Origin of the sequence: Guyparkeria sp. SB14A (assembly GCF_005096345.1) — a bacterium.
Taxonomy (GTDB): Bacteria; Pseudomonadota; Gammaproteobacteria; order Halothiobacillales; family Halothiobacillaceae; genus Guyparkeria; species Guyparkeria hydrothermalis.
Genome location: NZ_SWAW01000056.1, coordinates 1 through 5,144 on the forward strand (window position 1 = coordinate 1; position 5,144 = coordinate 5,144).

7 protein-coding genes are annotated in these 5,144 nt (G+C 68.6%); 2 read left to right on the top strand and 5 right to left on the bottom strand.

The genetic code is table 11. The annotated features are described in order from the left end of the window. Positions 1 to 169: 169 nt before the first annotated feature. The 5 genes from radC to FAZ79_RS11140 form a co-directional block, all read right to left on the bottom strand. The gene (gene radC, locus FAZ79_RS11120; protein ID WP_136868027.1) at positions 170 to 841 is read right to left on the bottom strand and encodes a DNA repair protein RadC; all 672 of its coding nucleotides are present in this window, start codon (positions 839 to 841) and stop codon (positions 170 to 172) included. Positions 842 to 970: 129 nt separating this feature from the next. Continuing rightward, positions 971 to 1,648 (bottom strand): putative DNA-binding domain-containing protein, encoded by a 678-nt coding sequence (locus FAZ79_RS11125; protein WP_136868028.1) that lies wholly within the window; start codon positions 1,646 to 1,648, stop codon positions 971 to 973. Next, positions 1,648 to 2,505 (bottom strand): DUF692 domain-containing protein, encoded by an 858-nt coding sequence (locus tag FAZ79_RS11130; protein WP_136868029.1) that lies wholly within the window; start codon positions 2,503 to 2,505, stop codon positions 1,648 to 1,650. Before FAZ79_RS11130 ends, FAZ79_RS11125 begins: the two co-directional genes overlap by 1 nt. Positions 2,506 to 2,639: 134 nt before the next feature. Further along, complete coding sequence (locus tag FAZ79_RS11135) at positions 2,640 to 2,879, bottom strand: hypothetical protein (RefSeq protein WP_136868030.1); 240 nt, start codon at positions 2,877 to 2,879, stop codon at positions 2,640 to 2,642. Between the two features lie 197 nt (positions 2,880 to 3,076). Further along, entirely contained in the window at positions 3,077 to 3,685 is a 609-nt protein-coding gene (locus FAZ79_RS11140) for a thioredoxin family protein (protein WP_136868031.1), read from the bottom strand. Positions 3,686 to 3,898: 213 nt separating this feature from the next. Between FAZ79_RS11140 and hemC the strand changes: the two genes are divergently transcribed. Next, positions 3,899 to 4,867, top strand: a complete 969-nt coding sequence (hemC, locus tag FAZ79_RS11145) for a hydroxymethylbilane synthase (protein WP_136868032.1) — start codon at positions 3,899 to 3,901, stop codon at positions 4,865 to 4,867. A gap of 4 nt (positions 4,868 to 4,871) precedes the next feature. Further along, positions 4,872 to 5,144 (top strand): hypothetical protein (locus tag FAZ79_RS11150; protein ID WP_211238850.1); only part of this gene is annotated, 273 nt, incomplete at its 3' end.

Consider the following 5,144-nt stretch of genomic DNA (forward strand, 5'->3'; position numbering starts at 1 on the left):
GGGTGGGACGAGGTCTCCTACCGTCTGTGCTCTTTCATTTGAGCCAGAAGCGTCTTCTGTCCCTCCACCCCGACAAGCCCAGTTTTTGACTTGCCGGGGTAAACATACAAGCGCCTTCAGGCGCGATGGGATCGGGTGCCGCCTCGTTATTTCGCGGCTAAAGCCGCTCCTACAGCAGCCCCCGCTCGGCCATCGAGATGCAGGGCCGGCCCACCACCACGTGATCGAGCAGGCGTACGTCGATGAGATTGAGCGCGTCGCGGAGCCGTTCGGTCAGGCGCCGGTCGGCGCTGCTGGGTTCGGCGACGCCGGAGGGGTGGTTGTGGGCAAGGATCACCGCCGCGGCGTTGTGGCGCATCACGGCCCGGACCACCTCGCGCGGGTGGACGGCTGCCTGGTCGATGGTGCCGAAGAACAGTCGCTCGAAGGCGAGCACGCGGTGGCGATTATCCAGGTACAGCACGCCGAATACCTCCTGGGTCTCGCCGTCGAGCTCGGCCTGCAGGAAGCGGAACACCGCCTGCGGGCTGGCGATATCCGGCCCGACGCGCAGCTCTTCGGCGAAGTAACGCCGCGCCAGTTCGAGCACCGCCTGCAGCTGGCAGAACTTGGCATCCCCGAGCCCGCGGGCGTGAGCGAAGTCGGCGCGCGAGGCACTGAGCAGCGCGCTGATCGAGCCGAAGTGCGACAGGAGATCTCGGGCGAGATCCACGGCCGAGCGGCCGGCCACGCCGGTGCGCAGAAAGATCGCCAGCAGTTCGGCGTCGGAGAGGCTGGCCGGCCCTCGGGCCAGCAGGCGTTCGCGTGGCCGCTCGGTGGTCGGCCAGTCGGTGATGGGCATGGTGATTCCCTCCCTGGAATCGTCATGACAGATGAATGGTGTCCGGTCAGTTCGGCGGACGCGCCCCCAGCAGGAGCCCTGCCGCGCGCCACTGTTCCAACTGCTCGTCGGCAAAGCCCAGCAGTTCGTCTACCGGGCGGCCGAAGGCCTCGGCCAGCTGCGCAATGATCTCGCGGCCGGTCTGCTCCTCGGCCTCGGTGAGCGCGAGCAGCAGCTGGGCGCTGCCCGGCGTGAGATTGAGCGCGAACGGCGCGCCGTGCTCGTCGCGGTGCAGGGCCAGGTGGTGCATACCCGCCGGCGGGATTTCGGGCCCCTCGCCGGCCTCGAGGCCGCGGCGAGGCGGTCGACCGGGTAGGCGGTCACCATCAGGCGCACCAGCGAGGAGACCACGGGCTGACCGGCGAGCAAGTCGCCGTCCGCGTCGAGGTCGGCCGGGGCGGGGTCGGCGTCCTCGGCCATCAGCTCGAAGCGGGCCAGCTCGTAGGCGGCCAGTTCGCGCTGCCAGTCGGCCAGCTCGGGGCGTTCCTGCAAGAACTCGGCGAACTCGGCCGGCAGGTCGCGCAGGATCGGCGAATGGGCCGGGTGGTCGCGGAAGAACGGCCGGGTCAGCCCCTGCCAGTCGGCCTCATCGAGGCTGGCGCGCAGCGCCGGGAAGGCGTTTTCCAGCGTGCCGTCGATGTTGTTGAAGAACAGCTTGGCGTACCAGGCCATCCGCTCGGGCTTGCTGCCCGGGGGTGGCGGGTTGGTTTCCGGATCACGCACGTAGCGCGTGAATGCCTCCTGGGTTTCCTTGAAGCTCGATCCCATCAGGCGGCCTTGCTGCCCAGCGCCCGTTCCCCGGCGCGGCGGATCTGGGCGACCTCGCCCATCAGCTCGTCGAGCGGCGGGATGTCGAAGTCGCGTTCCAGCAGCGTCGGCACCGGGCCGACGTGGCGGTAGGTGTGCTCGAGCAGGTCCCACACCGGGGCGCTGACCGGCGCGCCGTGGCTGTCGATGATCAGGTCGTCCTCGACCTGGTGGTGGCCGGCGACGTGCAGGTAGCGCACCCGCTCGGCGGGCATCGCGTCGATGAAGGCGTAGGGGTCGTAGCCGTGATTGACGCTGTTGACGAACACGTTGTTGACGTCGAGCAACAGGTCGCAGCCCGAGCGCTCGAGGATTGTCAGGATGAACCTCTGCTCGTCCATGGTGGATTCCACCGGCGAGTAGTAGGAGACGTTCTCCAGCACCAGTCGGCGGCCGAGGCGCTGCTGCACCGTGTCGATGCGCGCGACGACGTGATCGATCGCCTCCTCGGTGAAGGGGATCGGCATCAGGTCGTAGAGGTGGGCGTTGTCCGAGCAGAACGACAGGTGCTCGCTGTAGAGCGCCGGTCGGTACTCGTCGAGGAATTCGCCCACGGCGTCGACGAAGTCGAGGTCCAGCTCCGCCGGGCCGCCGATCGAGAGCGACAGGCCGTGGGTGTAGAGCGGGTAGTCCTCGAGCAGGGCCTTGAAGCGTTCCTTGACCGGCCCGCCGAAGCGCAGCCAGTTCTCGGGCGCGACCTCGAGGAAGTCGACGTTCGGGCGTTGCTCCTCGATCTCGCGCATGAGCGGACCGCGACGCAGGCCGATGCCGACGGGAACGTGTTGCGTGACGCTGGGGCTGGCGGATTGGGGGCTCATGGCAGGCCTCCCGGAACGCTGGATGGCCGACGGCGGCAGCCACCGGCCGGGGGTGTTTTGGGGCCGACGGCACTCGGCCGGCGGCCTTCATCGGCCGGCGACGGCCACGCGGGCCGCCGCCGTCAGGGCGTGGCTCAGGACTTGTCGTCGTCCTTGTCGCCATCGCCCTTCTCTTCGTCCATGCTGCTGCCGCACTGGCCGGCACCGCAGGCCATTTCGGCGGTCTGGAAGGTGCCCGCGTGGGTGGACTCGGAGGCGAACGGGTTGCCGTTGCCCGCGGCCATGGCCGAGGAGCCGGCGATGGCGGTGGCCAGGGCGGTCGAGCCGATCAGCAGGTGCTTCTTGGTCTGGCTTTTCTTGGATTGGGCTGTCATCTCGTCAGATCCTCTCGTTGGGGTTCGCGCGGCCGGGCCGCGTTGACGTGAAGGTGGCCGGGATGGCCACCGGTGAATTGATCATGGCCAACATTAGACCGTAAAACCAGAGCAAGTTGCTGCGATTTGATAGCCCCGTCAGCTGGTTGCCCACCCACGGGTTCCGTGTGTGGCCGGCTGCCAGGCTCGCCAAGGTCTCACTGGGCCGTCAGGTCGCGACGTGGCTGGTCGATGCCGTCGGTGCAGACCTCGAGGGTCGGGTCCTCGATGCAGCGCTCGGCGGCCCGCAGCCGCTGGTCGAGGTACTGCGGGTAGAAGTCCGGCACGGTCACGCCCTTGAGCTCGTCGACCACTTGCTTGCCGTCCGGGGCGAAGTAGATCACCTCGGGGACCAGCTGTACGCCCTGCAGGCGGGCGAACTCGACCGGGGTGTAGGCGGTGCCCTGCCATTCGATCTCCGGCAGGTCGGAGTCGATCTCCACCCGGCGGATGATCAGTCGGCCCTCGTAATCCGGGTCGTTGGCCATGGTCTGCAGGAACTCGTCGTCGACCGTCCGGCAGTAGGTGCAGTAGGTGGCGTGGAAGAACATCAGCATCGGGATCTGTTGTTCCTGCATGTAGGCCAGATCCGCCTGGACGTTCTCCAGGTCGCTCATCAGGGGCACCTCGTCACGCGCGGTGCTGGCGGTCGGCTCGTCGGCCTGCCCGGGCGGGGTGGCCATGCCCATGAGCAGTAGGCCGGCCAGCGGCGCCAGCGTGGCAAGGGCGAGACGGGTGACGTAGCGGGTTGGGGTGATTGCAGGCAAGGTTTTCTCTCCCGGCTGGGCCAGTGACCGATTGGGTCCCGGATTGTATGCGTTTTGGACAATGTCGCTTCAGCCCGGTTCCCCGAGTGCGTTGTCCGAGTCGGTTGCCCGGGCCCCGTGTCCGACCGCGGCATCCGGGTTACCATGGCGCCTGTTTCTCGACGTGGCGGACACCGCTTCCGCCCCGTCCGGTTGCCAGAATGAGGATGACAGATGAGCAAGGCATTTTCCGAGGGCCGCGTGCTGCGGATCGCCACCCGAGCCAGCCTGCTGGCGCTTTGGCAGGCGGACTTCGTCGCCGCGGAGCTGAAAAAGCGCAATCCGGGCCTCGAGGTTGAGCTGGTCAAGATGACCACCCGCGGTGACCAGCTGCTCGACAGCCCGCTGTCGAAGATCGGCGGCAAGGCGCTGTTCGTCAAGGAGCTCGAGGTCGCCATGCTCGAGGATCGTGCCGACATCGCGGTGCACTCGATGAAGGACGTGCCGATGCAGTTCCCGGATGGCCTGGGGCTGATCGCCATCCTCGAGGGCGACGACCCGCACGATGCCTTCGTCTCCAACAAGTACGGCAACCTCGACGAGATGCCGGCCGGCAGCGTGGTGGGCACCTCCAGCCTGCGCCGCGAGACCCAGGTGCGCGAGCGCTTCCCGGACCTCCAGGTCAAGACCCTGCGCGGCAACATCCACACCCGCCTGCGCAAGCTCGACGACGGCGAGTACGACGCGATCATCCTGGCCGCCTCGGGCCTCAAGCGCGCCGAGCTGGCCGATCGCATCACCCATCGCCTGTCGGCCGAGGAATCCCTGCCGGCGATGGGCCAGGGCGCGCTGGGCATCGAGGCACGCAGCGACGATGCGGCGGTGCATGCGCTGATCGACCCGCTGATCGATCGTGACACCACCATCCGGGTGACCGCCGAGCGCGCCTTTAACACGCGTCTGAATGGCGGCTGCCAGGTGCCGATCGGCGGGCATGCCCTGCTGGTCGAGGACGACCAGCTGTGGTTGCGTGGCCTGGTCGGTCGCCCGGACGGCTCCGAGAGCCTGCGCGACGAGATCACCGGGCCGCGCGATCAGGCCGAGGCGCTGGGCATCGAACTGGCCGAGCGCGTGCTGCGTGCGGGTGCCGACAAGATCCTCGCCGAGGTGGGCATCGAGACCGAGGCCCCCGGTCAGGGCTGAGCCCGTGACCGACCACCGCTTGCCGCCGATCCGCGAGGTCGTGCTGACGCGACCGGCGGGCAGCAATGCCGGGCTGCAACAGGCCCTGCTCGCGGCGCGACCCGCCGGCTGTCCCCAGCCGATCGTCACCATCCATCCGCTGCTGGCAATCCGGCCGCTGCCCGGCGGTGGCGACCTGCCCGACGCGCTGGCGACGATGGCGCCCGCGGATCTGGTGGTGTTCGTCAGTCCGCGCGCGGTGGAGGCGGCCCGGGCCGTGCGCCCGCTGACCGAGTGG